This window comes from Enterobacter sp. RHBSTW-00175 (assembly GCF_013927005.1).
Classification (GTDB): domain Bacteria; phylum Pseudomonadota; class Gammaproteobacteria; order Enterobacterales; family Enterobacteriaceae; genus Enterobacter.
Genome location: NZ_CP055930.1, coordinates 4,449,427 through 4,475,917, shown reverse-complemented (window position 1 = coordinate 4,475,917; position 26,491 = coordinate 4,449,427). Strand labels below are relative to the sequence as shown.

The window sequence follows — 26,491 nt, the reverse complement described above, 5'->3', positions numbered from 1 at the left end:
TTTCGGGGATTACGGCGCCAGCCTGTCGATTTTCCAGCCACCGTTCTCGCGCTGGTATAAAAAGCGGTCGTGCAGGCGATGTTCGCCGCCCTGCCAGAACTCCATTTGCTCGATTGGGATGCGGAATCCGCCCCAGAAGCTCGGCAACGGGACTTCACCTTGCTGGAACTTTTGTTTTAACTCGAGGAATTTGCTTTCCAGTACACCGCGGGCAGAGATTCGACTGGACTGTTTAGAGACCCAGGCACCAATCTGGCTGTCGCGCGGGCGGCTGTGGAAATATTTCAGCACATCCAGGGTGGAAAGACGCTCGGCTTTCCCTGTAACCATGACCTGACGTTCCAGCATATGCCACGGGAACAGCAGGCTCACACGCGGGTTGTTTTCAATCTGATGTGCTTTACGGCTGCCCAGGTTGGTATAAAACACCAGCCCTTTCTCATCGTAATGCTTCAGCAGCACGATGCGCTGATACGGCTGCCCGGTCTCATCAACCGTGGCAACAACCATTGCGGTCGGGTCGGCAAGTTTTGCTTCACAGGCCTGTTTCAGCCAGCGTTCAAAAAGCACCAGGGGTTCAGCGGGAAGATCCTTGCGACGCAGGCCGCCTTTGGTGTATTCACGGCGCAGATGCGCAATTTGCTGCAATTCGTCGTTATCTGACATGGCGTTAGCTGAAATTGACATTAGGTGGCGCTATTGTGCGCCGCCCCTGTAAAAATCTCAACGCTTCGGATTTTGTAGCTGGCAATTGTTCAGCACAATGCGGTCACGTTTGTAGACCGTTGCTTCATCGCCTTTAGACCAGAAAACATAAATGCCATCGGTATAACGCGCACCTGACGCAGACATGCCCTGCTTCAGATTCAGCAGTTTGTTGTCAAATACAAAGCTGGCTTCCTGACGGGGGTTGTTGATCTTCACGGTCAGCGGTTTTTCGTCGCAACGATACTCCAGGGTATCGGTCTGCATACGTTCAACGAACTGGTTATAGACGCTGCACCCTGACAGCAGTAAAGGCACGGCAATAATAAGAAGTTTTTTCATGGGCGTATTCCGAAGACTATCCTGGTCCTGGAGGACATTGCTGCCCTCCTGTTTTCTTTCCATTTTAACGGCTACACGCAGTGCTGAATTTCAGTTAACTCTGATTATGGCGTGGATTTGCCGGGAAAATAGCGCCAAGCACGCTCGCTTCACGCGCACCGGTTACCGAAGGGAGATTTCCCGGTAACCCGGCGATGGTGCGCCAGGCAAGCCAGGCAAAGGCCAGCGCTTCCATATCATCACCGCTGATCCCGGCATCGTCCGTCGTCGTGACTTCAGTGCCTGGCAGTAGCCCGGCCAGACGCGCCATCACCAGCGGATTGCGGCTGCCACCGCCACACACGAGCAGGCGTTCACATCCGCCGCTGAGGAGAACCTGTTCGGAAATCGAGGTGGCCGTCAGTTCCGCAAGCGTCGCCTGTACATCTTTTGGGGAAAGTGCAGGGAATGGCATAAGCTGGCGTTCAAGCCAGCCATAGTTGAAATACTCTCGCCCCGTGCTTTTTGGCGCAGGCGCTGCAAAATATGGGTCGCTCAGCATGGACTGTAAAAGAGGAATAATCACTTTTCCTTCACAGGCCCACTGGGCGTCTTTGTCGTAAGGTTTTCCGTACTGACGCCAGATCCAGGCATCCATCAGCATATTGCCCGGCCCGGTATCATAGCCACGCACAGGCTGGCCCGGGATAAGCATTGACAGGTTGGCGATGCCGCCGATGTTGAGCACCATCCGGCGTTCTGTTGGGTGCGCCAGCAAGGCCTGGTGAAATGCGGGAACCAACGGTGCACCCTGACCACCCAGCGCGATATCCCGACGGCGAAAATCGCCCACGACGGTCACACCGGTCCTGGCGACAATCTGGTTGTTATCGCCAATCTGCATCGTGTGCGGCGCGTCGCCGGTGGGTTCATGCCAGACCGTTTGCCCGTGACAGCCGATAGCCACCACATCCTGCGGTTGCAGCTTCTCTTTTTGCATCAAAGCCAGTATCGCATCACCAAAGAGCGCGCCCAGACGCACATCAAGCTGACCAAGCTGTGACAGCGTCAGCTGCTGGCCCTGACAAATGCCCAGGATAGCCTCTTTCAGCGAAACAGGGATCGGCCATGTCAGACTCGCCTGCTGTGCCACCATGTTTTCATCTATGGCAGCCAGAACAACATCGACACCATCAAGACTGGTACCTGACATCACACCAATATAGCGACCCGATTTCATGCGCTTTCCTTACGTTTCGTGAGCGAGTTTCCCACACTCCACCATAAACGGCGTCGCTTTGCTATGCAGCGATAATATTTTTTAACAATGTCAGACACGTAACCGGGGGGCTTTTTGTTTATGCCTCGTTAAGCCAAATTCAAGTACAATTTTCCTATTGTTAGTGCAAAGATATGAACTATGGCCTCTTATGCCATATAATTTAGCCATAACGGATGCCCCACTGGGCGTTTTTGGTGAACAGGAGATTCAAATGATTTTACGTGTACTGGGCGTTTCGCTGATTGGATTGACGCTGGCGGGTTGTGTGAATAACGATTCCCTTTCCGGTGACGTTTATAGCGCGTCTGAGGCTAAACAGGTTCAGAACGTGACTTACGGTACTATCGTTAATGCACGTCCTGTACAAATTCAGGGCGGCGATAACAACAATGTTGTAGGCGCAATCGGCGGTGCAGTACTGGGTGGCTTCCTGGGTAACACCGTAGGTGGCGGTACGGGTCGTTCTCTGGCAACCGCAGCAGGTGCCGTAGCCGGTGGTGTCGCAGGCCAGGGCGTCCAGGGTGCGATGAACAAGACTCAGGGGGTTGAACTGGAAATCCGTAAGGACGACGGCAACACCATTATGGTTGTGCAAAAACAGGGTAGCACCCACTTTGCAGCCGGTCAGCGTGTTGTTCTGGCCAGCAACGGTAGCCAGGTTACCGTTTCCCCGCGTTAATACCAAAGAGGATGCGGCCACTGGCTGCATCCTTTTACAATATCCATCATTTAAATATATATATTTACAAAATACCTTTCTCTGCTATTTAGTTTCCCTTCTTATATTGCTCCTGCGCAAAGTATTTCTTCATGACGTTGTTAAACTATGCAGAATCACACTTCTTTAATAGACTATTATTTTATTGTTAACAAAAACGTATGAACACGATTGAACGTTACATAAAGAACCGCTATATCGCTTTTTTCTTTGGCTGCATAATTGTCATTGGGATATTACAGGGTTCATTTTTAAAACTGGTTGAGTCAGTCTCTTCATTTTCACCCTTATTATTCCCAACGCTCACCATATTTTTACTCGTGTTTCATCTGTTTATTGCTTGTTTTATGTCGATGAAATACTGGTGCGATCGCAGACGCTTGTATTTGGTCGCTATCGCTTTCGCCTTCACCGGGTCGATGCTGATGATGACTGGGACGCTGTCGAGCTTCCCTGCCTGGCTTGACCTCTACCAGTTCGACATCGTTAACTATAATGACACGATGATTTTCTTCACGTTTCGTCATATCCTGATGGCGGTGTTGATTATCCTTGCCGCGCTACTGTATATGGTCCGGGATTACCCTTTATCACGACTGGCGCATATCAGTATTATTATCGCTATTTTTGTATTCACCGCCTGTATGATTTTACTGGCATGGCTTTGTTCCGGTCACTCATCAGTATTGATGATTGATTTAGTGGATAATGAAACCCGGAAATTTATGGTTCTCTGGAGCCATTTTATCAATATCCTGCTTATCATTTTGTGGGTGGTGGCATTCATCACGCTGTTAGCTATTACGCGTTTACGCAATCTTTTCTGGGTTGGCGGTACTTTTTTATGTGTCTGTTACATCGTGACACTGTGCATGTTGTTTTTCGGTGGACACGCGGAGGATATCGCCTGGTATCGCGCCCGTTTATTTGAAACTGCGGCAACCTTACTCATTATTCTGGTTCTGCTTTATGATGTCTTTAGTCTCTATCGTGACTCACATTTAAAGTACCAACAGTCCTATCAAAATTCGATTCGCGATCCGCTTACCCGACTCTATAACCGCAGCTATTTTTATGACGCGTTAAACCAGTCCCTTGCGGCAGCGAAAGCGACCCGACCAGTTTCCGTTATCGTCAGTGACCTCGATCGCTTCAAACGCATCAACGACTGTTATGGCCACCTACAGGGCGACAAGGTATTGCAGTTTGTCGCCAATTTGCTGATGGATTCCGTGCGCCCTCAGGATATTGCCGCACGCATTGGCGGTGAGGAGTTCGTCCTGATGTTGGCCAATACCGATTCCGATGCCGCACGCCAGGTGGCAGAGCGTATTCGCCTCAACTTAAGTAGCTTTGATAAGACCAGCAGTAACGGACAGCTTCCAGAGCCCATTACCATCAGCATGGGGGTGTTTACCGCGACATCTTCACAGATAACCGCCGAGTATTGCGTGGAAAGTGCGGATAAAGCAATGTATGAGGCAAAAGAGACGGGACGTAACCGCGTGGTGGTCTTTCAGTAAGAAAAAGCCTTGCTGATGCAAGGCTTTTTTATGTTCTCAGTCGCGGGACTGCAACTCACTGATGTTCTGCTCAAGACGAGCAATGAGACTAATGAGCATCTCAAGTTCCGCCGGAGATATCCCGGACAGGATCTCCCCTCGCGTTTTGCTGATCACAGCTTCCATCTCATCAATGATTGGCGCTGCTTTTTCAGTGAGTTTAATCCGCTTGGCGCGACGGTCACTGGCGCAGGTCTGCCGTGATATCAGCCCCTTTTCTTCCAGCTGATCGAGCGTTCGTACCAACGACGGCTGCTCAATACCTATCGCTTTGGCCAGTTGAATTTGCGACTGTTCGGGTGGCAGCTGATGAATGTTATGCAGCGTGACCCAATGCGTCTGTGTCAATTCCAGAGGTTTCAGGCGATGGTCAATCAGAGCACGCCAGACGCGTACCAACCTTGCCAGATCAGAACCTAATGGCGATTCCAATTTCATCTCCTTATAATTAGCTTGCTAAGTTATTATACTGATTTTAGAATAGTGTGCAGCATTTATATTGCCAAAACAAATGCAATACTGCATTCATCGATGTTGAAAGTATGATTTACACTGAATACTGTCGCTTCATCGTGTAATGACCGGCCATTGTGGCCACCCTTTCAACTGCAAAGGATCTCTGCTCGTGAAGTTTTCTTACAGCTCCGCGGGGTTACCCCTCCAGGACTTGATAGTCGGTGCATCAGTCTATTTCCCTCCTCTTTTTAAAGCCGTTTTTGTCGGCTTTTTGATTTGGCTCGTCGCGCACCGCCTGCTGCGTGACTGGATGTATTCCGGTGAAATCTGGCACCCGATGCTGATGGATCTCTCCCTGTTTGCCCTTTCCGTATGTCTTGGCCTTGCCGTGTTGATTGTGTGGTGAATATGTCTCTGAAAACGCTAAAATATTTTTCCACTCTTTTGGTTCTTGCTCTGGCACTGGTTGCTGGTTGGTGGATGTGGACTTACTACATGCAGTCCCCCTGGACGCGTGACGGTAAAATCCGCGCCGAGCAGGTCAATATCACCCCACAGGTCTCCGGCAGTATCACGACGCTTCTTGTTAAAGATAATCAGTTTGTTAAAGAAGGCGATGTTCTGTTCCGTATTGACGAAACGCCCTTTCATATCGCTATCCTGAATGCACAGGCGCAGCTTGCCAAAGCACAGTCTGACCTGGCGAAAGCCAATAACGAAGCCAATCGCCGCCGCCATTTATCGCAAAATTATATCTCTGCGGAAGACCTGGACACCGCCAACATTAATGTGAAAGCCATGCAGGCAAGCGTCGATGTTGCCGAAGCAACGCTGAAACAGGCCCAGTGGCAGCTGACGCAAACGGTGGTGAAATCTCCGGTTGATGGATGGGTGACGAACCTTTCTACGCGTGTGGGGAATTACGCCGCCACGGGGCAACCAGTGTTTGCACTGGTAGACAGCCACTCTTTCTATGTTGTCGGCTATTTTGAAGAGACGAAACTGCGCCATATTCAGGAAGGTGCACCGGCGCGGATAACACTGTACAGTGGCTCACAAACGTTACAGGGTCACGTATCAAGTATTGGCCGGGCCATATACGATCAAAGCGTAGAGACAGATTCCGGCCTGGTGCCAGATATCAAACCGAATGTGCCCTGGGTGCGTCTTGCCCAACGCGTTCCGGTTCGTGTGGAGTTTGATAACCTGTCGAAAGACATCACTCTGGTTTCAGGCACAACCTGTACCGTCTCTGTCGGAACACGTTAATGAACCTCTCCGCTTTCTCCTGGCGTAACACCCCATGGATAAAAGCAACCCGCCCGCAGTGGCGTTATGCGCTGCGTAACGGCATTGCCATGTGTCTTGCGCTCATGGTGGCCTACTATCTGAACCTGGACGAGCCCTACTGGGCGATGACCTCTGCGGCGGTGGTGAGCTTCCCCACCGTTGGCGGTGTTATCAGTAAAAGTCTGGGACGCGTGGCGGGTAGCCTGCTCGGTGCAACTGCTGCGTTGATCATCGCTGGCCATACCCTGAACGATCCCTGGCTCTTTTTACTGAGCATGGCAACATGGCTGGGCTTTTGTACCTGGGCCTGCGCGCATTTTACCAATAACGTGGCCTACGCGTTTCAGTTGGCAGGCTATACCGCCGCCATTATTGCTTTCCCGGTCATCAACGTGCTGGATACCACCGAACTGTGGGATATCGCCCAGGCGCGTGTGTGCGAAGTCATCATCGGTATTCTTTGCGGTGGGGTCATGATGATGATCCTGCCCAGCACGTCGGATGGCACTGCACTGATCACCGCGTTAAAAACCATGCACACTCGTTTGCTGGAACACGCAAGTCTTCTCTGGCAGCCCGACACCAACGACGAAATTCGCCTTGCGCACGAAAAAGTCATCGGCCAGATCCTGACCATGAATTTACTGCGTATCCAGGCGTTCTGGAGCCACTACCGTTTCCGCAGGCAGAACGCGTTGCTTAACTATCTGCTGCATCAGCAACTGCGCATGACAAGTGCAATTTCCAGCCTGCGCCGAATGTTGCTTAACTGGCCCAATCCGCCGGAAAACACCCGCGACATTATTGAAGCTCTGCTGGTTGAGCTTGCGCGACCAACGGCAGACTCCTATAGCGTAGCGCGCATTATTGCGCCGCTGGCTCCGGTGGATGAATATGACTATCGCCATCGCGCCTTCTGGCAACGGCTGCGCTATTTTTGTCGGCTTTACCTGTTGAGCAGCCGCTGGATCCGCGCGGTAGAAAATGCCACGCCCATTACGGAGTTCTCTGTTCCGCAAAGCCCTGCACTGGCGCGGCATACTGACAACATGGAGGCACTCTGGAGCGGTTTTCGTACGTTCTGCGCGCTGACTCTGGTAGGGACATGGGGCATTACAACCCAGTGGGACAGCACCTCCGCCGCGTTAACCCTCGCCGCCATTAGCAGCGTGCTTTACTCTGTTTCCCCCTCACCCTTTAACTCGCTGACGCTGTTACTGCGTACGCTGATACTGCTGTCACTGTTCAGTTTTGTGGTGATGTTTGGCCTGATGGTGCAAATCACGGATCTTTGGCAGTTTCTGCTGTTTCTCTTCCCTTTGCTCACTACCATGCAGCTACTGAAGCTACAAATGCCAAAACTCGCCGGGCTCTGGGGGCAGCTTATCGTCTTCATGGGATCGTTTATCGCGGTCACCAACCCACCCGTTTATGATTTTGCTAACTTCCTCAACGACAACCTGGCAAAAATCCTTGGTGTGGCATTAACCTGGCTGGCGTTTGCGGTTCTCCGCCCGGGTTCTGATGCGCGCAAAAGTCGGCGTCATATCCGCGAGCTTCGCCGGGGATTTGTCGATCAGCTCAGCCGTAAGCCCCATCTGCGCGAAAGCGAGTATGAATCCCTTGTGTATCATCACGTGAGTCAGTTGAATAACAGTCAGGATGTTCTCGCGCGCCGCTGGCTGCTGCGCTGGGGCGTGGTATTGCTTAACTGCTCACATGTGGTGTGGCAACTGCGTGCCTGGGAAACCCGTTCAGACCCTCTGGCGCAGGTTCGGGATATCTGTATCGCGTTACTGCGCGATGTGATGAGTGAACGCGGTGTTCAGCAACGTCCGCTGGAAGCCACTCTCGTTGAGCTCCAGCGTATTTGCGACACCCTCGCGCGCCACCATCTCCTGGCTGCGCGCGATTTGGCCTCGATAATCTGGCGACTGCACTGTTCGTTGTCACAGCTAGAGCAGGCCCCACCACCAGGTACGATAGGCGATCAGATAACGCCGCAGGCATAACGTGCACCGCCACCGCCCAGAGGTTTAGGCTTGTCGGACATGTTATCGCCGCCTGCATGGATCATTAGCGCCCTGCCTTTGATTTCATCCAGTTTTTTCAGCCGCGGCGCAATAACCGGCGTCGTGGCGTTGCCGTCTTTATTCACCACCAGCACGGGCAGGTCACCCAGATGCCCCATACCGTTCGGCCCCTCATGCTTACCGTAGTGTTCTGGATCAAGGTGGCCACCTGCGGCTTCAGCCGCCGAGGCTTTCCCCTCTTTCAGGGCTGGCTGACAACTACCGTTGGTATGAACATGAAAACCATGCTCGCCGGGTGGAAGTGAGTGGAGATGAGGAGCAAACTCCAGTCCTTTGTCGGTTTCAGTAATTTTTACTGTTCCGATGGACTGGCCTACGCCAAGTGGGGAAACGAGGTTCATTTCTACTTCGTCACTGGCAGCCTGCGCCCCTGCGCATACCGCCAGTGTCACGAGTGCCAGAGCAAAACGCTTCATGTGACCTCCTGGGTTTCTTTTTGCCCCTTAAGTCTATACCAGAGGCTGCATGTTCACCGGGAGGTCACGTTGCGGCGGATTACGGGACGTCGTAACCCAGTGCCGCTTTACGGATGCGGAACCACTGCTGTCGCGTCATTTCCAGCGCTTCAGCGGCAATTGCCGCACGCACACGTTCAATTTTACCGGAACCGATAATCGGCAGCGGTTTTGACGGCAGACGCATGATCCACGCGTACACTACCTGCTCAATGCTTTCCGCATTCAGCTCTTGTGCAATAGTGGTCAGCTCATCACGCAATGGCTGGAAGGCATCGTCATTGAACAGACGCCCGCCCCCCAGGCACGACCACGCCATCGGACGAATGCGCAGCTGTTGCAGCTGATCGAGCGTACCGTCCAGCAGCAGCGGCTGGTGAACAGGTGAAATCTCAACCTGATTAGTGGCCAGCGTAAATGGCAGGCGCGACTGAAGTAAGGCGAACTGCTCAGGGGTAAAGTTCGATACGCCGAAATGACGGACTTTGCCGCTCTGGTGAAGATTCAGGAAAGCCTCAGCCACTTCGTCTGCATCCATCAACGGATCCGGGCGATGAATCAGCAGCAAATCGATATGGTCTGTCGCCAGATTAACCAGTGATTGCTCTGCGCTTTTTACAATGTGGTCGCGGTCGGTGATGTAGTGGCCAAGCGCGTGCTCCGGTTTAGCGGTAGTGGCGATGCCGCATTTGGTGACAATCTCCATACGAGAACGAAGCGCCGGAACCAGCTTAAGTGCCTCACCGAATGCGGCTTCACACAGGTAGCCGCCATAGATGTCCGCATGATCGACGGTAGTAATGCCTAAATCGAGATGCTCTTCAATGAAGCTCGCGAGCTGAAGGGGGGACATATTCCAGTCCATCAGCCGCCAGTAACCCATCACAAAACGGGAAAACTCCGGGCCCTGGGGGGTAAGTGTAATACGCTGAACCATAACAATTTCCTCAAGGAAGTAATGTCATGAGTATACGCAATTACGCTGCTAAAAAAGTGAAGGTTGCTGGGGTTCTTCGGTTTCACCCGCTTTGTTTGCGCGTATTTTGCGCAGCAAACGCTGCCGACACAGGCGCAGGATGTCCTGTTTTTGCGTATCGCTAAAATTTTGCCAGTTAAAACGCTCGTCGCGGGTACGCATACACCCACGGCAATATCCGCGATCATCTACCTGACAAATTCCCCGGCACGGGCTCTGGATGGGGAAAAACTCCAGTTGCTCTGCCACACACACCTCCAGAAAACGATTATCACCTACAGTGAAGACGTTAAATGCCGCTCATGCAAGGGCTTTACCACAGAAATATGGCATTAAGGTTTCACTAATCTTCTCTCCCTATACTCGCCACATCACTATAAAGAATGGTTTGATAATGATGTGGTTTCTTAAAAAGTTACAATGTAACGACATTAAATTTACTCTGGGTTGTGCCCTCTTTTTTACCGCGCTGAATGCCCTGTTCATACAGCGCAGCTGGGCCATCATCGCCCCTGCGCAGTTGCATGATGTGCTCTTTGCGGCCTCAGTCCCGCTGGTGCTGTTTTGCGGCTGGGTCATTGTTTTTAGCATTCTCAATATTCCCTTTATCCGCAAGCCGCTGCTGATCCTGTTAACCATGGGATGCGCCGCAGCAACCTATTTTATGTATACCTACGGCGCGGTTATCGATCAGAACATGATTGTTAACGTGTTCGAAACCAACTCCCAGGAAGCGACCGCCCTCGTGACACCACAGATGATCATCTGGATTGTCGTTGCCGGTCTTATTCCTTCCGTGGTATTAGCCCTGACGCGTATACGCACCGGTAAATGGTGGTACGCGATGCTGACGCGTATTGCCGCAATGCTCGGCGCACTGCTGGTGATCATTCTGGTCGCATCGGTTTTCTATAAAGATTACGCATCGCTGTTCCGTAACAACAAAAGCATCGTCAAAATGGTGACCCCTGCTAACTACGTCAGCGCGATCATGAAATACAGCAAAACCCGCTGGTTTGCAGGCGATCAGACCCTGGTGCGTATTGGCGAAGACGCCCACAAAGGCCCGGTGATTGCCGGGCAGCAGAAAAAAACGGTGCTGGTGTTGTTGGTCGGTGAAGCGTCCCGTGCAGCGAACTACTCGCTTAACGGCTACGACCGTGAAACCAACCCTGAACTGAAAAAACAAGACATCATCAACTTCCCTCAGGCATCCTCCTGTGGGACAGAAACCGCGGTCTCTGTTCCTTGCATGTTCTCTGGAATGACACGTAAGAAATACGACGCTGACCTCGCCCGCCACCAGGAAGGGTTGCTCGACGTGCTGGGACATGCAGGTATCAACCTGCTATGGCGTGATAACGATGGCGGATGCAAAGGCGCTTGTGACCGTATCCCGCATACGGACATGACCCAGTGGAAGCTGGACCAGTTCTGCAAAGACAAATCCTGTATTGATGACGTCAATTTCTACCGCCTTGATAACGTGCTGGACGGCCTGAAGCAGGACACAGTTCTGGTCATTCACCTGATGGGCAGTCACGGCCCGGCGTACTATCGCCGCTACCCGGATAACTTCCGCAAATTCACACCAACCTGCGATACGAATGAGATTCAGGATTGCGATCATCAGGCGCTGATTAACACCTATGACAACACAATCCTTTATACCGATAGCATCGTGAGCAAGACTATCGATACCCTGAAAGCCCGCCAGGGCAGCATGAACACGGCGTTGATTTACCTGTCGGATCACGGTGAATCGCTGGGCGAAAGCGGTATCTACCTGCACGGCACGCCGTACATGCTGGCGCCTGAACAGCAAACGCATATTCCGTTTATGTTCTGGCTCTCTCCTGACTACGCAAAGAACTACGGCGTTAACGAGCAATGCCTGCGCGACCATGCGGCAAAAGATGCGGTTTCACAGGATAATTTATTCTCAACGGTTCTTGGGATGATGAACGTAAAATCAAAGGTTTATCAGCAACAACTGGATATCCTGAACACATGTCGTCAATAATCCTGCTTGCAATAGACCGATTGGTCTATTAGAGTGCCGACATGAGCAGAAATACTGAACACGATACGCGCGAACACTTACTGGCTACAGGCGAGCGTCTTTGTATGCATCGCGGGTTTACCGGTATGGGGCTTAGCGAACTGTTAAAAACCGCTGAGGTGCCGAAAGGGTCGTTCTACCACTACTTTCGCTCAAAAGAAGCCTTTGGCGTGGCGATGCTGGAACGGCACTATGCCAGTTACCATCAGCGCCTTGCTACCCACTTTGCCAGTGGCGAAGGTAACTACCGGGATCGTGTTCTTAACTACTATCAGGAAACGCTGACCCAGTTCTGTCAGCAGGGCATTATCAGCGGATGCCTGACGGTAAAACTCTCTGCTGAGGTATGCGATCTTTCCGAAGATATGCGTACCGCAATGGACAAAGGTGCCAGCGGCGTTATCGCCCTGCTGGCCCAGGCGCTTGAGAAAGGCCGCAATGAAAAGACGCTGGCCTTCCCGGGTGAGCCGCTGACCCAGGCGCAGGTACTCTATGCACTCTGGTTAGGTGCAAACCTGCAAGCCAAAATTTCTCGCAGTGCCGTGCCGCTGGAAAGCGCACTGGCGCATGTGAAAATCAGTATTACAGCGCCTGGCGTTTAGCAGGCGTTTTTATTTACTCAATTACTAGTCGACTGGTCTACTCAGGAGTCTCTATGTCAGCTCAAAAATTATTTACCCCACTGAAAGTGGGTGCCGTCACCGCGCCAAACCGCGTATTTATGGCCCCTCTCACCCGTCTTCGTAGCATTGAACCGGGGGATATCCCAACCCCACTGATGGGTGAATATTACCGTCAGCGCGCAAGTTCAGGGCTAATCATCTCTGAGGCTACGCAGATTTCTGCCCAGGCAAAAGGTTATGCTGGCGCACCTGGCCTGCACAGCCCGGAACAAATTGCGGCATGGAAAAAAATCACCGCCGGTGTTCATGCTGAAGATGGCCGCATCGCCGTACAGCTGTGGCATACCGGTCGTATCTCTCACAACAGCATCCAGCCTGGCGGCCAGGCTCCTGTATCCGCGTCAGCGCTGAGTGCCAACACCCGTACCTCGCTGCGCGATGAAAACGGCCATGCGATCCGCGTAGATACCTCTATGCCGCGTGCGCTGGAGCTGGAAGAGATCCCGGGTATCGTGAATGATTTCCGTCAGGCCGTTGCGAATGCGCGTGATGCCGGTTTCGACCTGGTTGAGCTGCACTCAGCTCACGGCTACCTGTTGCATCAGTTCCTGTCACCGTCCTCTAACCATCGTACTGACCAGTACGGCGGCAGCGTTGAAAACCGCGCGCGTCTGGTTCTGGAAGTGGTTGATGCCGTTTGCAAGGAGTGGAGCGCAGACCGTATCGGTATCCGTGTCTCTCCGATTGGTTCTTTCCAGAACGTTGATAACGGTGCGAATGAAGAAGCAGATGCCCTGTACCTGATTGAAGAGCTGGCAAAACGCGGCATTGCTTACCTGCATATGTCTGAACCAGACTGGGCGGGCGGTCAGCCATACACCGAGGCTTTCCGTCAGAAAGTGCGCGATCGTTTCCACGGCGTGATTATCGGTGCCGGTGCATATACACCAGAGAAAGCAGAAGACCTGATCAACAAAGGGCTGATCGATGCGGTCGCATTCGGTCGCGATTACATCGCTAACCCGGATCTGGTTGCCCGTCTGGAACGTAAAACCGCGCTGAACCCGCAGCGCCCGGAAAGCTTCTACGGCGGCGGCGCTGAAGGTTACACCGACTACCCTTCCCTGTAATTCCTCCTTGTGCATTGATAGCGGCGACATTTCGCCGCTATACTAAAACATCGTTTCTGTTCAAAAACATAATCCAATCCATTAGTTAATGAGGAAATTATGCGCCTACTTCACACCATGCTGCGCGTTGGCGACCTGCAACGTTCTGTCGATTTCTACACTAACGTCCTGGGAATGACACTGCTGCGCACCAGCGAAAATCCGGAGTACAAATATTCACTGGCGTTCGTTGGCTACGGCCCGGAATCGGATGAAGCGGTTATCGAGCTGACCTACAACTGGGGCGTAGACAACTACGAGCTGGGCACGGCATATGGCCATATCGCGCTGGAAGTGGAAAATGCCGCTGAAGCCTGTGAACGCATCCGCAGCAACGGCGGTAACGTGACCCGTGAAGCGGGCCCGGTCAAAGGCGGCACCACGGTCATTGCTTTTGTTGAAGATCCAGATGGTTACAAAATCGAGCTGATTGAAGCCAAAGACGCTGGTCGCGGTCTGGGCAACTGATCCCGTAGGGCGCAATATGCGCCCGTAGTTTTACTGCATCCCCTCTTAAAATTTGCCATAATGCGCACTGCTTTTTTCCCCATGTAAGAGACCCTGATGTCCGATAATGCTCAATTTACCGGTCTGTGCGACCGTTTTCGTGGTTTTTATCCCGTTGTCATTGATGTAGAAACAGCCGGATTTAACGCTAAAACCGATGCGCTGCTTGAAATTGCCGCCATCACGCTGAAGATGGATGAACAGGGCTGGATTTCACCGGACACCACGCTGCATTTCCATGTTGACCCGTTTGAGGGCGCCAACTTACAGCCAGAAGCGCTGGCCTTTAACGGCATTGATCCAAATAATCCGCTGCGTGGCGCCGTAAGCGAATACGATGCACTGCACGCCATTTTCAAAATGGTGCGCAAAGGCATGAAGGACAATGATTGCAGCCGCGCGATCATGGTGGCGCATAACGCCACCTTCGATCACAGCTTTATGATGGCGGCTGCCGAACGCGCTTCGCTCAAGCGCAACCCTTTCCACCCGTTTGTTACCTTCGACACCGCTGCACTGAGCGGCCTGGCGCTGGGGCAAACGGTATTATCCAAAGCCTGTATCACGGCAGGAATTGCGTTTGACGGGACTCAGGCACATTCCGCGTTATATGACACCGAACGCACGGCTGAACTGTTCTGTGAAATTGTGAACCGCTGGAAACGTCTTGGCGGCTGGCCGCTACCGATGGGCGATGAGGCAGATATTCAATCGTAGGTCGGGTAAGCGCAGCGCCACCCGACAAAAAAAAAGCGACCTCGACAGGTCGCTTTTTTATTTTCGCAGATAACTTACTCTGCGTCTGGTTCTTCAGTTTTGTACTTAGCAGCGGTTTCTTTGATCAGCTGTTGCAGTTCGCCACGCTGATACATTTCGATCAGGATGTCACAACCGCCAACCAGCTCGCCATCAACCCACAGCTGCGGGAAGGTCGGCCAGTTAGCGTATTTTGGCAGCTCAGCGCGAATGTCCGGGTTTTGCAGGATATCAACGTAAGCAAAGCGCTCACCACAGGCAGACAGCGCCTGAACTGCTTGTGCGGAGAAACCGCAGCTTGGCAGTTTCGGAGAACCTTTCATGTACAGGAGAATTGGGTTTTCAGCAATCTGGTGCTGGATTTTTTCAATAGTGGTGCTCATGTCTTGCTTCCTTTAACTTCTGTTACGGCATTCGTCTGACATTGTAGCGGTTCAGAGCGGCATCGGAAAATAACATTTTTTTCACGTCTATATATTTTAAACGTTACCGGCATAAGTTGCATTCCAAATGTAGCTTAACCCTACTGCAGATAAGGTTTTGCTTAAGGAGTAAGCAATAGTGCTACAGATTGATGTTTTTTTTTGCACTTGCTAACGAAACACAATTTTAGATTGAAAAATGCTATTAACTTCTCGGGTTTTTATAGATTAGAATCGACAGGTTTTGAAAATCACACGCAGGCATGATTGATGACCTGCATTTACCAGGGGACTGGCCAGTGGCGCGGATAAATAAAATCTCGATCACGCTCTGTGCTTTATTGTTTACAACACTCTCTTTCACGCCAGTGGCTAACGCCTCCCAGCAGGCGCGGCATTCTGCTGTACAAAAAACGCACCTGGCTAAAGTCACAGAACGTAAGAAAAAAACCACCAGTAAGAACGAAAAGAAAAAAACCACCACACAGACTAAACGTACTGCCTCCAGCAAAGCTAAAACCACTCACACCACTTCGCGCAAAGCCCAGCAAACTGCCGCTAATCTCGTTACCGAAAAATGCACTGCCCGCAAAGGTCACAAAGCGAAGTGCGTCAAAGTCACGAAAGTAGCGGAAGTCCATAAGGTACGCGTCCAGAAAGCGCAAAAAACCGCGATGAACAAGCTGATGGGACAAATTGGCAAGCCTTATCGCTGGGGCGGAACCTCACCCCGTACCGGTTTCGATTGCAGCGGTCTGGTGTACTACGCCTACAAAGATCTGGTGAAATTCCGTATTCCGCGTACTGCGAACGAAATGTATCACCTGCGCGATGCTTCACCGGTCGATCGTGGTGAACTGGAAAGCGGCGATCTGGTCTTCTTCCGCACTCAGGGTCGCGGCATGGCCGACCACGTGGGTGTTTACGTTGGCAACGGGAAATTCATCCAGTCGCCACGTAGCGGCCAGGACATTCAAATCACCTCTCTGAGCGAAGATTACTGGGTACGCCACTACGTTGGTGCACGCCGTGTGATGACCCCGAAAACCATCCGTTAATCCTTGCCCTGCCGCGTCTGCGGCGGGGTAAGTTCCTCTTTTGCATACCCTTTCAATTTGCTACTCTATCCCTGTTGTCTTTATGGTTATTGGCAACGTAAAAAATAATAAGGAGAGAAGCAATGTCGTTCGAATTACCTGCACTACCGTATGCAAAAGACGCCCTGGCTCCACACATTTCCGTGGAAACCCTGGAATATCACTACGGCAAACATCACCAGACGTATGTCACCAACCTGAACAACCTGATCAAAGGCACTGACTTTGAAGGCAAAACGCTGGAAGAGATCGTGCGTAGCTCAGAAGGTGGCGTGTTTAACAACGCCGCTCAGGTCTGGAACCACACGTTTTACTGGCACTGCCTGGCACCTAATGCAGGCGGAGAACCCACCAGTGAACTGGCCGCAGCCATCAATACCTCGTTCGGCAGCTTTGCTGATTTCAAAGCGAAATTCACTGACGCAGCAATTAAAAACTTTGGATCTGGCTGGACCTGGCTTGTGAAAGAAGCCGATGGCAAACTGGCTATCGTATCAACATCCAACGCGGGTACACCGCTGACCACCAGCGCAACCCCGCTGATGACCGTCGATGTGTGGGAACATGCTTACTACATCGATTACCGTAACGCACGCCCGAACTACCTGGAGCATTTCTGGGCGCTGGTTAACTGGGAATTTGTTGCGAAGAACCTCGCAGCGTAAGAGACACGCAGAAGGGTTCGCCCTTCTGCGTTATGATTATTCAGCCGCGCAGGCCGTTTCTGGCTGTTTACGACCCGACATCAGTACCAGCAGTAACCCCAGAGCCGCAATAATCGCCCCCATTACCGGCACAAAGCTGTACCCCAGGCCACCCGAAATCACCGCACCGCCGGCCGCAGCGCCCAGTGCATTACCCAGGTTAAACGCACCAATATTCACGGATGAAGAGAGTCCTGGCGCTTCATGCGCCACACGCATTACCCGCATCTGCAACGGCGGAACCACGGCAAAGGTCGCCGCACCCCATACCACCATCGCAATGGCTGCGCCAATTTCGTTACGCGCCAGCCACGGAATGGCCACCATGATGACAATCAGCAGCGTTAAGAAGCCTTTCAGCGTGCCACTCACGGAACGGTCTGCCAGCTTACCGCCCAGGTAGTTACCGATAGAGAACCCTACGCCAATCAGCACCAGCATCGCGGTAATAAAGACCGGCGTGGCATGAGTAATGTCGTGCAGCACGGGCGAAATATAGGTATAGAGCGTGAACATCGCCCCAGCCCCCAGCACGGTGGTCAGCAGTGCAGACAATACCTGAGGACGAACCAGCACGGACAGCTCTTTGCGTACATCAGGGCGTTCGCCTGCGCTGCCTTTTGGCAACGAGAAGAACAGTGCGACCATAGCAATCACGCCCAGTGCAGCGGTTGCCAGGAACGACATACGCCAGCCGATCGCTTCACCCAGCCACGTGGCCGCAGGTACACCGCCGATGTTGGCAATGGTCAGACCCATAAACATGGTTGCCACGGCGCTGGCCTGCTTATGTTTAGGTACAACGCTTGCTGCAACCACCGAGCCCAGTCCGAAGAAGGCACCGTGGTTAAGGCTGGTCAGGATACGTGACAACATCAGCGTGGTGTAATCCGGTGAAAGCGCGGAAAGCACATTCCCCAGGGTAAAAATAGCCATCAGGAAAATCAGCGCATTACGGCGCGCACGGTGTGAAAGCAGCAACGTCATTAACGGTGCCCCTACCATCACGCCAATCGCGTAGGCGCTAATCAGCATACCGGCCGCCGGGATAGAGACGTCTACACCCCGGGCGATAACAGGCAATAACCCCATCGGGGAAAATTCGGTGGTGCCAATCCCAAAAGCGCCAATCGCCAGGGCCAGCAGAGGATAATTGATTTTCATGAGTCAACTCCGGATGCCGTGTCGTACCGCGACACAGAACAAAGAAGCAAAAAGCATGACACCAATCACAAAAAATGAGAAGTTAACAATTTGGCAAAAGATTATTGCCGGAGAAGTAACAATCAGCGAGGAATGTGGAGGGAGAGAACTCTCCCCCCGCGTAAATCAGTGCAATACAGCCGTCAGACCAGCTGCAACAATCAGTGCCAGCACGATAACGGTGGTCGTCAGCGAAAACTTAAGATCGGTACTCATCAATTTTTCTCCTTTTAATCACCTTACGAAAAGTGAGCTTGCTCATTTTTACACAGTTTACGTCAAAAATCTTCTTGGATTTAAACTGATATCCACTTTTGCTCTTCCCCTTTTCATCAAGATAGGACAAAATTCCACGCTAAATTTATTAGCGTACCGGCCATTGACCCCCTCCTGACGTCCTGTGTCGTTTTCCCGGCGTGTCGCAATTCCAGATTGCGTGATAAGGGTGAGAGAAGGCAAACGTTTACCTTCAAGTTTTTCAGGAGCTTAGGATATGGTCTGGAGTGACATTTAATGGCAACAATTAAAGACGTGGCAAAACGCGCAAACGTTTCCACTACAACCGTATCACATGTAATTAACAAAACCCGTTTTGTAGCGGAAGAGACGCGTAATGCCGTCTGGGCGGCGATCAAAGAACTGCACTATTCGCCAAGCGCGGTCGCACGTAGCCTTAAAGTTAATCACACCAAATCCATTGGTTTGCTGGCCACCAGCAGCGAAGCTGCATATTTCGCAGAGATAATCGAGGCGGTCGAGAAAAACTGCTTCCAGAAAGGCTATACCCTGATCCTGGGTAACGCATGGAACAACCATGAGAAACAGCGCGCTTATCTGTCAATGATGGCGCAAAAACGCGTGGATGGCCTGCTGGTCATGTGTTCCGAATACCCGGATTCTGTGCTCTCCATGCTGGAAGAGTACCGTCACATCCCAATGGTGGTGATGGACTGGGGTGAAGCGCACGCCGATTTTACTGACTCAGTAATCGATAACGCCTTTGAAGGCGGTTACATGGCCGGTCGTTATCTGGTAGAACGGGGTCACCGCGAGATTGGCGTGATTCCAGGTCCACTGGAGCGCAACACCGGTGCAGGCCGCCTGGCCGGATTTATGAAAGCCATGGAAGAAGCACTGATCACCGTTCCAGAAAACTGGATTGTTCAGGGTGACTTTGAGCCTGAATCCGGTTACCGCGCAATGCAGCAAATAGTCTCCCAGCCGCATCGTCCGACTGCTGTCTTCTGCGGTGGCGATATTATGGCGATGGGTGCGCTTTGTGCTGCCGATGAGCTGGGTCTGCGCGTACCGCAGGATATTTCTGTGATCGGGTATGACAACGTGCGCAACGCGCGTTTCTTCACCCCGGCGCTGACCACTATTCATCAACCGAAAGATTCTCTGGGTGAAACAGCCTTCAACATGCTGATGGACAGGATCGTTAACAAACGTGAAGAGTCGCAGTCAATTGAAGTCCACCCGCGTCTTATCGAACGTCGCTCCGTGGCGGACGGTCCTTTCCGCGACTACCGCCGTTAATCGTGTACGGAGCCAGTTAATCTGGCTCCCGTAACCACTCCCTGTTCAGCGTTTCACTGTCCCCCAGGTAATCCAGCAGCCAGGCCATCGCGGGCGATACGTCACTTTGCTGCCAGGTCAGACAACAGGCCGCGTCCGGGAATGGGTTTTCAAGCTCAAGGGCAACCCACTCCCCGGCATCGATTCGTGGTCTGGCAAAATGGACCGGCACCATTGCCACACACAACCCGGCAGAAAGGCAGGTCGCGGAGGATTCCCAGTCGGGCGCAATCACCCGTCGCTGGTTATCCAGAAGCCAGGTCACACGCTTGGGTAACGAGCGTGACGTATCTTCCAGTACCAGCGATGGCCAGTTACGCAGGGTATCATCGCTTAACGGCCCTGCCATTGCCGCCAGCGGGTGATCGCTTGCCACCACGCATTTCCAGCTTAACATTCCCATATCGCGAAATGCGTAACGTCCCCCAACGGGTATGGCCTGTGTTGCGCCGATCGCCATCTCTGCCCTGCCATCTGCCAGCGCATCCCAGACACCGTTAAAGACTTCCTGCGATACCCGCAGCTCGACATCGGAGAAGTGGCGATAAAAATCGACAATCATCTGCCGGGTACGTTCGGGTTTTACGATGTTATCCACCGCAATAGAAAGATGACCTCGCCAGCCATTAGCAATCTGCTGACACTGTTCACGAGTGATCTGCATTTTTTTGATAACAGAACGCCCTTCTTTCAAAAACCACGCCCCGGCAGGCGTTAACTCCACGTCGCGATGGCGGCGTTCAAACAGCGGAACGGCCAGCCACTCCTCAAGCTGACGCACCGTGTAGCTAATGGCCGAGGGGACGCGGTGTAGTTCCTGCGCGGCTCCGCTGAAGCTGCCGTTACGGGCGACAGCATCCACAACTTCAAGAGAATAATCTGACCACATTTTCTGCCTGCAAAAAATTTGAATGCACCCGCCAAATATTAGCGTTTCACAAGCCGCTTTGCACTCCCTACACTCTGCGCCAACGTACCCTGCCTCCTTAAGGAGAATAAAACAATGCAACCCAGGAAAGGTTTTCTAGTCTGGCTCGGCGGCTTAAGCGTGCTGGGCTTTTTAGCTACCGATATGTACTTACCCGCATTCGCTGCAATGCAGGAAGATTTGCAAACGCCTGCCGCGGCCATTAGCGCCAGCCTGAGTTTGTTCCTCGCCGGTTTTGCCTTTGCACAACTGCTGTGGGGGCCGCTCTCCGACCGTTTTGGTCGTAAACCAGTGCTGTTACTGGGTCTGGCAATTTTTGCCGTAGGCTGTCTTGGGATGTTGTGGGTACGCGATGCGACCTGGTTACTGGTGCTGCGTTTTGTTCAGGCCGTCGGCGTTTGTGCCGCAGCGGTCACCTGGCAGGCGCTGGTGACGGATTACTATCCGGCTTCACGGACCAATCGAATTTTTGCCACTATTATGCCGCTGGTAGGCCTCTCTCCCGCGCTTGCACCACTGCTGGGCAGTTGGATCCTGGCGCATTTCGACTGGCAGGCGATTTTCGCCACCCTGTTTGCCATCACTCTGGTGCTGATGCTGCCCGCATTCGCCCTGAAACCTGCGCATAAAAAAGAGACACATCCGGAAGCGAAGCCAATTACCTTTACCTCTTTGCTGCGCACCAAAGCGTACCGCGGCAACGTGCTTATCTACGCCGCCTGTTCAGCCAGCTTCTTTGCATGGCTGACCGGCTCACCCTTTATTCTGCACGATATGGGGTACAGCCCGGCGGCCATCGGCCTGAGCTATGTTCCACAGACTATCGCCTTCCTGGTGGGCGGTTACGGTTGCCGTGCGGCGCTGCAAAAATGGCAGGGGCAGCAGATGTTACCCTGGCTGCTGGCGCTGTACGCTTTAAGCGTTATTGGTACCTGGGCCGTCGGCTTTATTCCGGGTGCTGGTCTGGCGGAAATCCTGATTCCATTCTGTGTGATGGCAATTGCTAACGGTGCCATTTACCCGATTGTGGTGGCGCAGGCTTTACGGCCGTTCCCACAGGCAACGGGCCGTGCGGCAGCCTTGCAGAACACACTGCAACTGGGGCTGTGCTTCCTGGCAAGCCTGGTGGTATCGGCACTGATTGCAACACCACTGCTCACCACCACCAGCGTGATGCTGGTTACCGTTGCACTTGCTGGCATCGGCTATCAGATGCAGTCATCGGCACACCGTGAGGATAATACGGCAGCCCAGGCTGAAACATCGCACGCATAATCGCACCAGCAATTATGTTACATTTCAGTGATTAGGTTGCTAAGAATTTTCTATTGAATCACCAAATTTTGAGGCCTATACTAAATTTGGTTCGATTAAATACGATAAATATTAAGTGTTAACGGGAGCCGGAGTGCTCCCGTTTTACCATGGAAGGCCTTTCGGCAAGGGTTATCTCCCTTCCTCTGTTCTACGTCGGATACTAGCCTCACGGGGCGTAATACCGTGAGATTTCTCACAAACCAAAAAAAGCGTCTACGCTGTTTGAAGGTTCTGATCACAGCAAGGTGATGGAGAAGCTATGAGTTCATCGTGTATAGAAGAAGTCAGCGTTCCGGACGACAACTGGTCCCGGATCGTCACTGAACTATTGGGTCGTGCAGGCATCACTATCAACGGGCCTTCCCCATCCGATCCCCAAATCAAACATCCCGATTTTTTCAAGCGTGTATTGCAGGAGGGATCGTTAGGACTGGGTGAAAGTTATATGGATGGCTGGTGGGAATGCGAGCGGCTGGATATCTTTTTCTCAAGCGTTTTACGCGCCGGGCTGGAGAGTCAGCTTCCCCGTAATGTGAAGGATACCCTGCGTGTCGCTGCTGCCCGCTTGTTCAACCTGCAAAGCAAAAAACGGGCATGGATCGTGGGTAAAGAGCATTACGATCTGGGTAATGACCTCTTTAGCCGGATGCTTGATCCCTACATGCAATACTCTTGTGCCTACTGGAAAGAGGCCTCGACGCTTGAAGAGGCCCAGCAGGCGAAACTGCGTCTGATCTGCGAGAAATTGCAGTTACAGCCGGGGATGCGCGTGCTGGATATCGGCTGCGGCTGGGGTGGTCTTGCATACTATATGGCGAAAAACTACGGTGTCAGCGTGGTAGGTGTGACCATCTCTGCAGAACAGCAGAAAATGGCGCAGGAGCGGTGTCACGACCTGGACGTCAATATTCTGCTCCAGGATTACCGCGAGCTACACGATCAGTTCGACCGCATTGTCTCTGTCGGGATGTTCGAGCACGTTGGGCCTAAAAACTACAGAACCTATTTTTCGGTAGCAGACCGTAATCTGAAACCGGATGGCATCTTCCTGCTTCACACCATTGGTTCGAAAAAGACCGACCATAGTGTTGATCCATGGATCAATAAATACATCTTTCCGAATGGCTGTTTACCGTCGGTTCGCCAGATAGCGAACGCCAGCGAACCCCACTTTATTGTGGAGGACTGGCATAACTTTGGCGCAGATTACGACACCACGTTGATGGCATGGCAGTCGCGTTTTCTCGATGCCTGGCCAGAGATTGCCGACAACTATTCCGAACGATTCAAACGGATGTTCATATATTACCTGAACGCCTGCGCGGGTGCATTCAGGGCGCGTGATATACAGCTATGGCAGGTGGTTTTCAGTCATGGTGTTGAACATGGTTTGCGGGTCGCCCGCTAAAAAATAACCCCGGATAGCCGGGGTTATACCAGTCAGTTAAGCGATATTAAGCCACTCTGTTATTTTAGTGGCATCGTTCCGTTCACTCAGACTCTCCTGCTACCTGCCTAATCCGCTGTGGTGAACGTGCTAAGGGGGTCGCCGCCCCCTTAGCAATCCCGGCTCCCGGCAAAGAAAATCGCCGCTTCGGCGATTTTCAGCCGGACTCACGCTCCCTCAACCTTCTCTGCGGCCTGAAAGTGGCACGGATGTTGAGTCCCGCAGAAATCGGCGAACCGGAGGCCGGATGACAAGGGCTGGACGCCAGGGATGGCGGCCAGAGGCGAAATGAGACAGGATGTCGAGTCGAGCCGACCGCAGGCAAACGGTCGGGAGGTGAGCGCAGTGCGAAGCACCGATTTCTTTGCGGGCCGCGGGGATTGATAAGGGGGCCGCGGTGGCCCCCTTATCCCGTTCACGTGTTCTGAACGAATTATTTTCTGCGGGTATTAAGGTGAACGGAACCCTGCACCGAGCTTAACTGACAAGCATTACGGATAGCCGGGGTTATTTTTTATTCTTCTTCTGATTTTATTACTGCGGCTTCTTTTGCCGCCAGCACGCGCTCAACGGTATCCACAACCGCCTGCGTTTGCGGATCTATTTCAATATTCACGCGATGCCCCAGTTTTTTAGCGCCCAGCGTGGTGCGCTGTAATGTTTCAGGAATTAAATGCACGCAAAAACGCGTTGGCGTCACTTCGCCTACCGTCAGGCTAATACCATCAATGCCAATATATCCTTTGTACAGGATGTATTTCATTAATGTCGTATCCTGCACTTTAAACCAGATTTGGCGGTTATTTTCAGAGGTCAGGATTTTCGCAACTTCAGCTGTCGTCATGATATGGCCAGACATCAAATGCCCGCCGATCTCATCGCTGAACTTCGCCGCACGCTCGACGTTGACGCTATCGCCAACCACCAGTTCACCCAGATTAGTGATGCGCAGCGTTTCTTTCATTAAATCAAAGCTGATGTGGTTGCCGTTTATTTCAGTGACCGTCAGGCAGCAGCCGTTATGCGCAACCGACGCCCCGGTTTCCAGGCCATCGAGCATATATTCTGGCAGCTCGACAACATGGGTGCGGAAATTGGGTTTCTCATCAATGGACACCAGTTTAGCCGTGCCCTGAACAATACCAGTAAACATGCTTACAACTCCTGTTTCTTCGGACGGTACTGACACCGTTTAATCCCACCACAATAACAGTTGGAAAAACAGGTTGCCAGTGGAGCGCATTTTCTGGCTATTTTTTCACTAGATAATTAGTTAAAGCCCGCTACAATAGCTGCCATCCCCCTGCATTTTCTTCTTGCTGCCAGTAACGGCGGCTTTTTTAGTCTCTCAAATAACTACAATACAAAGGTGTTCACGTGCAGAAGTACATGAATGAAGCGCGTCAGTTGTTGGCACTGGCTATACCAGTGATCATCGCGCAGGTTGCCCAAACCGCAATGGGATTTGTGGATACGGTGATGGCAGGTGGCTATAGCGCCACCGATATGGCCGCCGTTGCAATCGGAACCTCTATCTGGCTGCCGGCCATTCTCTTTGGCCATGGTCTGTTGCTGGCCCTGACCCCGATTATCGCGCAGTTGAACGGCTCCGGGCGTCGCGAGCGTATCGCACACCAGGTGCGTCAGGGATTCTGGCTGGCGGGTTCAGTTTCTGTGCTGATTATGGCCGTGCTCTGGAACGCAGGCCACATTATCCGATCCATGCATAATATCGACCCTGCCCTCGCGGATAAGGCCGTGGGCTATCTGCGCGCATTACTGTGGGGCACGCCGGGATATCTCTTCTTCCAGGTGGCGCGTAACCAGTGCGAAGGGCTGGCAAAAACCAAGCCCGGCATGGTGATGGGTTTCATCGGCCTGCTGGTGAATATTCCGGTGAACTACATCTTTATTTACGGGCACTTCGGGATGCCTGAACTGGGTGGCGTCGGTTGTGGTGTGGCGACTGCGGCGGTGTTCTGGGTCATGTTCTTTAGCATGATGACCTATGTCAAACGCGCGCGCTCAATGCGTGATATCCGTAACGATGAGCCTTTCAGTAAGCCTGATATGGCTATCCTGACCCGTCTTGTGCAGCTCGGTCTGCCGATTGCGCTGGCGCTGTTCTTTGAAGTGACGCTGTTCGCGGTGGTTGCGCTGCTGGTGTCTCCGCTGGGCATCATAAATGTGGCCGGGCACCAGATAGCGCTGAACTTTAGTTCGCTAATGTTCGTCATGCCGTTGTCACTGGCTGCGGCGGTCACCATTCGTGTCGGTTTCCGTCTGGGGCAAGGTTCAACCATTGATGCGCAAACGGCGGCGCGTACCGGGTTAGGCGTGGGCGTTTGTATGGCAGTGTGTACCGCACTGTTTACCGTCACACTGCGTGAGCAGATTGCCCTGCTCTATAACGACAACCCGGAAGTGGTTCTCCTGGCATCGCACCTGATGCTGCTGGCGGCGGTATACCAGATTTCAGATTCGATTCAGGTTATCGGCAGCGGGATCCTGCGTGGGTATAAAGATACGCGTTCTATCTTCTTTATTACCTTTACAGCGTATTGGGTTCTTGGGCTGCCTACTGGCTATATCCTGGCGCTGACCGACCTGGTGGTTGACCGTATGGGGCCTGCCGGATTCTGGATGGGCTTTATCATCGGCTTAACGTCAGCGGCTATCCTGATGATGCTGCGTATGCGCTTCCTGCAACGTCAGTCTTCGGCCGTCATTTTGCAACGTGCAGCACGTTAAATGCACAGTAGCCGCTGGCAAGCGGCTACTTTCTCTTCATTTTGCGCGGGAATAAAGCAATTGCGTGAA

The 26,491-nt window shown here is 52.5% G+C and carries 28 protein-coding genes; 16 read left to right on the top strand and 12 right to left on the bottom strand.

Features of this window, described 5'->3' with window-relative positions; translation table 11 throughout:
- Positions 1-9 precede the first annotated feature (9 nt).
- From pdxH to anmK, 3 genes are all read right to left on the bottom strand, one after another.
- Positions 10-666, bottom strand: a complete 657-nt coding sequence (gene pdxH / locus HV107_RS21670; protein WP_182063569.1) for a pyridoxamine 5'-phosphate oxidase — start codon at positions 664-666, stop codon at positions 10-12.
- A 57-nt stretch (positions 667-723) separates the two neighbouring features.
- A complete protein-coding gene (mliC, locus tag HV107_RS21665) occupies positions 724-1,047 on the bottom strand; it encodes a C-type lysozyme inhibitor (RefSeq protein ID WP_182060782.1) in 324 nt (107 codons plus the stop codon).
- Between the two features lie 94 nt (positions 1,048-1,141).
- Positions 1,142-2,266 carry an anhydro-N-acetylmuramic acid kinase gene (gene anmK, locus HV107_RS21660; RefSeq protein WP_182060781.1) on the bottom strand — a complete coding sequence of 375 codons (1,125 nt, stop codon included), beginning with the start codon at positions 2,264-2,266 and terminating at the stop codon, positions 1,142-1,144.
- A gap of 253 nt (positions 2,267-2,519) precedes the next feature.
- On the opposite strand from anmK, the gene slyB reads away from it, so the two are divergent.
- Both slyB and HV107_RS21650 read left to right on the top strand, forming a co-directional pair.
- Positions 2,520-2,987, top strand: coding sequence for an outer membrane lipoprotein SlyB (gene slyB / locus HV107_RS21655; protein ID WP_182060780.1), 468 nt, complete (start codon positions 2,520-2,522; stop codon positions 2,985-2,987).
- A gap of 200 nt (positions 2,988-3,187) precedes the next feature.
- Entirely contained in the window at positions 3,188-4,549 is a 1,362-nt protein-coding gene (locus tag HV107_RS21650) for a GGDEF domain-containing protein (protein WP_182060779.1), read from the top strand.
- 36 nt (positions 4,550-4,585) lie between these two features.
- On the opposite strand, the gene slyA is transcribed toward HV107_RS21650, so the two are convergent.
- Complete coding sequence (gene slyA / locus HV107_RS21645) at positions 4,586-5,026, bottom strand: transcriptional regulator SlyA (RefSeq protein ID WP_041162049.1); 441 nt, start codon at positions 5,024-5,026, stop codon at positions 4,586-4,588.
- Between the two features lie 139 nt (positions 5,027-5,165).
- Here slyA and HV107_RS21640 point away from each other — a divergent pair, with 139 nt between their 5' ends.
- From HV107_RS21640 to HV107_RS21630, 3 genes are read left to right on the top strand one after another with little or no spacing between them, the layout of a single operon-like run.
- The gene (locus HV107_RS21640; protein WP_395677902.1) at positions 5,166-5,450 is read left to right on the top strand and encodes a DUF1656 domain-containing protein; all 285 of its coding nucleotides are present in this window, start codon (positions 5,166-5,168) and stop codon (positions 5,448-5,450) included.
- A gap of 2 nt (positions 5,451-5,452) precedes the next feature.
- Positions 5,453-6,313: an HlyD family secretion protein gene (locus tag HV107_RS21635; RefSeq protein ID WP_182060777.1), complete on the top strand. Its 861-nt coding sequence runs from the start codon at positions 5,453-5,455 to the stop codon at positions 6,311-6,313.
- Positions 6,313-8,346, top strand: coding sequence for an FUSC family protein (locus HV107_RS21630; RefSeq protein WP_182060776.1), 2,034 nt, complete (start codon positions 6,313-6,315; stop codon positions 8,344-8,346). Before HV107_RS21635 ends, HV107_RS21630 begins: the two co-directional genes overlap by 1 nt.
- Here HV107_RS21630 and sodC read toward each other — a convergent pair.
- From sodC to HV107_RS21615, 3 genes are all read right to left on the bottom strand, one after another.
- Positions 8,325-8,843, bottom strand: coding sequence for a superoxide dismutase [Cu-Zn] SodC (gene sodC / locus HV107_RS21625; RefSeq protein WP_182060775.1), 519 nt, complete (start codon positions 8,841-8,843; stop codon positions 8,325-8,327). The genes HV107_RS21630 and sodC overlap by 22 nt on opposite strands.
- Positions 8,844-8,922: 79 nt before the next feature.
- Entirely contained in the window at positions 8,923-9,819 is an 897-nt protein-coding gene (locus HV107_RS21620) for an aldo/keto reductase family oxidoreductase (RefSeq protein ID WP_182060774.1), read from the bottom strand.
- 48 nt (positions 9,820-9,867) lie between these two features.
- A complete protein-coding gene (locus tag HV107_RS21615) occupies positions 9,868-10,107 on the bottom strand; it encodes a DUF1289 domain-containing protein (protein ID WP_182060773.1) in 240 nt (79 codons plus the stop codon).
- A gap of 148 nt (positions 10,108-10,255) precedes the next feature.
- Here HV107_RS21615 and eptA point away from each other — a divergent pair, with 148 nt between their 5' ends.
- The 5 genes from eptA (at position 10,256) to rnt (ending at position 14,936) form a co-directional block, all read left to right on the top strand.
- Positions 10,256-11,881: a phosphoethanolamine transferase EptA gene (gene eptA / locus HV107_RS21610; protein WP_182063568.1), complete on the top strand. Its 1,626-nt coding sequence runs from the start codon at positions 10,256-10,258 to the stop codon at positions 11,879-11,881.
- Positions 11,882-11,922: 41 nt separating this feature from the next.
- Positions 11,923-12,522: a TetR/AcrR family transcriptional regulator gene (locus HV107_RS21605; protein ID WP_182060772.1), complete on the top strand. Its 600-nt coding sequence runs from the start codon at positions 11,923-11,925 to the stop codon at positions 12,520-12,522.
- A 53-nt stretch (positions 12,523-12,575) separates the two neighbouring features.
- On the top strand, positions 12,576-13,673 hold the full coding sequence (locus tag HV107_RS21600) for an alkene reductase (RefSeq protein WP_182060771.1): 1,098 nt from the start codon (positions 12,576-12,578) through the stop codon (positions 13,671-13,673).
- 99 nt (positions 13,674-13,772) lie between these two features.
- Complete coding sequence (gene gloA, locus HV107_RS21595) at positions 13,773-14,180, top strand: lactoylglutathione lyase (protein ID WP_182060770.1); 408 nt, start codon at positions 13,773-13,775, stop codon at positions 14,178-14,180.
- 96 nt (positions 14,181-14,276) lie between these two features.
- Positions 14,277-14,936, top strand: coding sequence for a ribonuclease T (gene rnt, locus HV107_RS21590; protein WP_182060769.1), 660 nt, complete (start codon positions 14,277-14,279; stop codon positions 14,934-14,936).
- A 74-nt stretch (positions 14,937-15,010) separates the two neighbouring features.
- Here the strand turns inward: rnt and grxD are convergent, their stop codons facing one another.
- Positions 15,011-15,358: a monothiol glutaredoxin 4 gene (gene grxD, locus HV107_RS21585; protein ID WP_014069964.1), complete on the bottom strand. Its 348-nt coding sequence runs from the start codon at positions 15,356-15,358 to the stop codon at positions 15,011-15,013.
- A gap of 338 nt (positions 15,359-15,696) precedes the next feature.
- Between grxD and HV107_RS21580 the strand changes: the two genes are divergently transcribed.
- A complete protein-coding gene (locus HV107_RS21580) occupies positions 15,697-16,455 on the top strand; it encodes a C40 family peptidase (protein ID WP_182060768.1) in 759 nt (252 codons plus the stop codon).
- Between the two features lie 122 nt (positions 16,456-16,577).
- Positions 16,578-17,159 carry a superoxide dismutase [Fe] gene (gene sodB / locus HV107_RS21575; protein ID WP_182060767.1) on the top strand — a complete coding sequence of 194 codons (582 nt, stop codon included), beginning with the start codon at positions 16,578-16,580 and terminating at the stop codon, positions 17,157-17,159.
- Between the two features lie 36 nt (positions 17,160-17,195).
- Here the strand turns inward: sodB and HV107_RS21570 are convergent, their stop codons facing one another.
- Together HV107_RS21570 and HV107_RS21565 are read right to left on the bottom strand one after the other, a co-directional pair.
- Positions 17,196-18,362 (bottom strand): MFS transporter, encoded by a 1,167-nt coding sequence (locus HV107_RS21570; RefSeq protein ID WP_182060766.1) that lies wholly within the window; start codon positions 18,360-18,362, stop codon positions 17,196-17,198.
- 165 nt (positions 18,363-18,527) lie between these two features.
- On the bottom strand, positions 18,528-18,617 hold the full coding sequence (locus HV107_RS21565) for a YnhF family membrane protein (protein ID WP_041162048.1): 90 nt from the start codon (positions 18,615-18,617) through the stop codon (positions 18,528-18,530).
- Positions 18,618-18,914: 297 nt separating this feature from the next.
- On the opposite strand from HV107_RS21565, the gene purR reads away from it, so the two are divergent.
- The gene (purR, locus tag HV107_RS21560) at positions 18,915-19,940 is read left to right on the top strand and encodes an HTH-type transcriptional repressor PurR (protein ID WP_182060765.1); all 1,026 of its coding nucleotides are present in this window, start codon (positions 18,915-18,917) and stop codon (positions 19,938-19,940) included.
- 16 nt (positions 19,941-19,956) lie between these two features.
- On the opposite strand, the gene punR is transcribed toward purR, so the two are convergent.
- Entirely contained in the window at positions 19,957-20,868 is a 912-nt protein-coding gene (gene punR, locus HV107_RS21555; protein WP_182060764.1) for a DNA-binding transcriptional activator PunR, read from the bottom strand.
- A 114-nt stretch (positions 20,869-20,982) separates the two neighbouring features.
- Between punR and punC the strand changes: the two genes are divergently transcribed.
- Positions 20,983-22,182, top strand: a complete 1,200-nt coding sequence (gene punC, locus HV107_RS21550; protein ID WP_182060763.1) for a purine nucleoside transporter PunC — start codon at positions 20,983-20,985, stop codon at positions 22,180-22,182.
- A 301-nt stretch (positions 22,183-22,483) separates the two neighbouring features.
- Positions 22,484-23,632 (top strand): cyclopropane fatty acyl phospholipid synthase, encoded by a 1,149-nt coding sequence (gene cfa / locus HV107_RS21545; RefSeq protein WP_182060762.1) that lies wholly within the window; start codon positions 22,484-22,486, stop codon positions 23,630-23,632.
- A 553-nt stretch (positions 23,633-24,185) separates the two neighbouring features.
- Here cfa and HV107_RS21540 read toward each other — a convergent pair.
- Complete coding sequence (locus tag HV107_RS21540; protein ID WP_182060761.1) at positions 24,186-24,824, bottom strand: riboflavin synthase subunit alpha; 639 nt, start codon at positions 24,822-24,824, stop codon at positions 24,186-24,188.
- Between the two features lie 224 nt (positions 24,825-25,048).
- On the opposite strand from HV107_RS21540, the gene mdtK reads away from it, so the two are divergent.
- The gene (gene mdtK / locus HV107_RS21535; protein ID WP_182060760.1) at positions 25,049-26,422 is read left to right on the top strand and encodes an MdtK family multidrug efflux MATE transporter; all 1,374 of its coding nucleotides are present in this window, start codon (positions 25,049-25,051) and stop codon (positions 26,420-26,422) included.
- Positions 26,423-26,491 lie beyond the last annotated feature (69 nt).